This is a genomic window from Promicromonospora sp. NPDC057488, from assembly GCF_042802395.1.
Classification (GTDB): domain Bacteria; phylum Actinomycetota; class Actinomycetes; order Actinomycetales; family Cellulomonadaceae; genus Promicromonospora.
The window spans coordinates 1-2,549 of sequence record NZ_JBHVEG010000326.1; the positions used below are offsets into that span (position 1 = coordinate 1).

At 71.8% G+C, this 2,549-nt stretch carries 3 protein-coding genes; 2 read left to right on the forward strand and 1 reads right to left on the reverse strand.

Going from position 1 to position 2,549, the window contains the following annotated elements:
* Positions 1 to 84 precede the first annotated feature (84 nt).
* A complete protein-coding gene (locus tag ACFU5G_RS29755; protein ID WP_377252733.1) occupies positions 85 to 666 on the reverse strand; it encodes a dihydrofolate reductase family protein in 582 nt (193 codons plus the stop codon).
* Positions 667 to 752: 86 nt separating this feature from the next.
* Here ACFU5G_RS29755 and ACFU5G_RS29760 point away from each other — a divergent pair, with 86 nt between their 5' ends.
* Positions 753 to 1,214: a protein-tyrosine phosphatase family protein gene (locus ACFU5G_RS29760; RefSeq protein ID WP_377252735.1), complete on the forward strand. Its 462-nt coding sequence runs from the start codon at positions 753 to 755 to the stop codon at positions 1,212 to 1,214.
* A gap of 145 nt (positions 1,215 to 1,359) precedes the next feature.
* Positions 1,360 to 2,358 carry a type I glyceraldehyde-3-phosphate dehydrogenase gene (gene gap / locus ACFU5G_RS29765; protein WP_377229497.1) on the forward strand — a complete coding sequence of 333 codons (999 nt, stop codon included), beginning with the start codon at positions 1,360 to 1,362 and terminating at the stop codon, positions 2,356 to 2,358.
* Positions 2,359 to 2,549: the final 191 nt, after the last annotated feature.

The following is a 2,549-nucleotide window of genomic DNA, read 5'->3' on the forward strand; positions in this document are numbered from 1 at the left end:
TCGGTCGGTTGTCTTGAGACCGGTCGGTCGAACGACCGGTCTCACGACAACCGACCGAAGTCGCCAGTCCGGGTCCGACGCCGCTCAGCGCCGCACGGCGTAGCGCAGGTGCAGGGCGCGCTTGCCCTGGACCACCTCCGGGTCCTCCAGGAGCAGGTGCCGGCCCAGATCGGCGAAGTACGGGATGCCCGCGCCGAGCAGCACCGGGGCCAGGCTGACGCAGACGTCGTCGACCAGGCCGAGCGCGAGCGCCTGCTGGGCCACGTTCGCGCTCGCGATGGTGACGTCCTTGTCCCCGGCGATCTCGCGGGCCTTGGCGACGGCCTCGCCGACGTCGCCCACGAACGTGGTCCGCGGCCAGCGGTCAGCGTTCTCCGGGGCGTGGTGGGTGACGACGACGACCGGGGCGCCCACGGGATGGCTGTCGCCCCAGCCGTCGGTGATGTCGAACAGGCGCCGGCCGGACACGAGCGCGCCGGTGCCCTCGGTGAGGTCGCGCAGCATCTCGGCGCTGGCCTCGTCGACCGAGAGCGACACGCCCTCGTTGGCGCTGGGCACGCTGACCGGCCCGACCGCGTACCAGTCGAAGATGTCGTCGATGCCGTCGTTCGGGTCGGCGATGAACCCGTCCAGGGACATCGTCATGTGTGTGATCACCTTGCTCATCTCAGGCTCCTTTTTCCGGTTCTCCTCACCGTCCGACTGCGGAATGCCCCATTACTCATCGCCGCCCGCCTCCCTAGGCTGGAGCGATGGATCACTGGAACCTGGCCGACGGCGGTGTCGTCGAGCTTCCCGACGGGCGGCGTGTGCGGGGAACGGGGCTGCGCCGTCCGCGCGGCGAGGTACCGCTGCCCGACTTCGCGGTCTACCTGCGGGGCCGGGACCCGGCCGTGCCCGGCCGGGAGTACCGGTGGGTGCGCTGGCGCGACTTCCGGCTGCCCGACTCGACCGAGCAGGCCCTGGCCGCGCTGCGGGAGGCACACACACGGGCGGAGGTGGAGCGGGTCGAGATCGCCTGCGGCGGCGGGGTGGGCCGCACGGGCACGGCGCTCTCGGTGCTCGCGATCATGAGCGGCGTGTCACCCGACGACGCCGTGGCGTGGGTGCGCGCGAACTACCACCGGCGCGCGGTGGAGACGCGGGCGCAGCGGCGCTGGATCGCGGAGGTCGCGGCGTCGTCCCTCGGGAGGGGGCACCACCCGTCGGGGTGATCCACTGCAGGCTGTCGCAGAGGGCTGGCGAGATCCTTGCGACCGGTGGCTAAACCTCTGGCGAGATCCTTGCGGACAGTGGCCTTCCAGCCGCTTTCGGCCCGACGCCGAGGCGCGCAGCATGGTCGCTGACGAAAGGAAACCGATGACCCGCATCGCCATCAACGGCTTCGGCCGGATCGGACGCAACACCCTGCGCGCGCTGCTCGAGCGCGACAGCAAGCTCGAGGTGGTCGCGATCAACGACCTCACCGCCCCGGACGCCCTCGCCCAGCTGCTCAAGTTCGACAGCGCGCTCGGCCGCCTGGGCCGTCCGGTCGAGGTCGACGGCGACGAGCTCGTCGTCGACGGCCACCGCATCAAGGTGCTCGCCGAGCGCGAGCCCGGCAAGCTGCCGTGGGCGGAGCTCGGCGTGGACCTCGTGCTGGAGTCCACCGGCCGCTTCACCTCCGCCGACGCCGCCCGCGCGCACCTCGACGCCGGCGCCCGGAAGGTGCTGGTCAGCGCCCCCGCGGCAGGGGCCGACGTGACGCTCGCCTACGGCGTGAACACCGACGCGTACGACCCCGCGGAGCACGTGATCGTCTCCAACGCGTCGTGCACGACGAACGCCCTGGCGCCGCTGGCCTCCGTGCTGGACGACCTGGCCGGCATCGAGCACGGGTTCATGACCACCGTGCACGCCTACACGCAGGAGCAGAACCTTCAGGACGGGCCGCACCGCGACCCGCGCCGGGCCCGCGCCGCCGGCGTCAACATCGTGCCGACCACGACGGGCGCCGCCAAGGCGATCGGCCTGGTGCTGCCCAACCTGAACGGCAAGCTGTCGGGCGACTCGATCCGCGTACCGGTGCCGGTGGGCTCCGTCGTGGAGCTGAACACCACGGTCGAGCGCGAGGTCACCCGCGAGGAGGTCCTGGCGGCGTACCGCACCGCGGCCGACGGGGCGCTGAAAGGCATCCTCGACTACTCCGACGAGCCGCTGGTCTCCAGCGACATCACCGGTGAGGCCGCCTCGGCGATCTTCGACTCCGCCCTTGTCCGGGTCGACGGCAAGCACGTCAAGGTCGTCGCCTGGTACGACAACGAGTGGGGCTTCTCCAACCGCGTGATCGACACGCTGGAGCTGCTCGCCCAGGGCTGAGGCCCTGGGTGGCTGCGGCTCGGGTGGCTGAGGCTCGGGCGGCTGAGGTCGGGCGAGCTGTGGCACGCCCGGGCTGTGGCACGCCCGGGCTGTGGCACGCCCGGGCTGACGCCCGGGATCCGGGTGGTCGGTAGAACGTCAGGTGGTCGGCAGCTCGAGTTGCCGAACACCAGAACATAAACCCACCGCCC

Bases quoted from the DNA above. Each gene is read 5' to 3' on its own strand.
- ACFU5G_RS29755 (WP_377252733.1), bottom strand. From the start codon at position 666: ATGAGCAAGGTGATCACACACATGACGATGTCCCTGGACGGGTTCATC.
- ACFU5G_RS29760 (WP_377252735.1), top strand. From the start codon at position 753: ATGGATCACTGGAACCTGGCCGACGGCGGTGTCGTCGAGCTTCCCGAC.
- gap (WP_377229497.1), top strand. From the start codon at position 1,360: ATGACCCGCATCGCCATCAACGGCTTCGGCCGGATCGGACGCAACACC.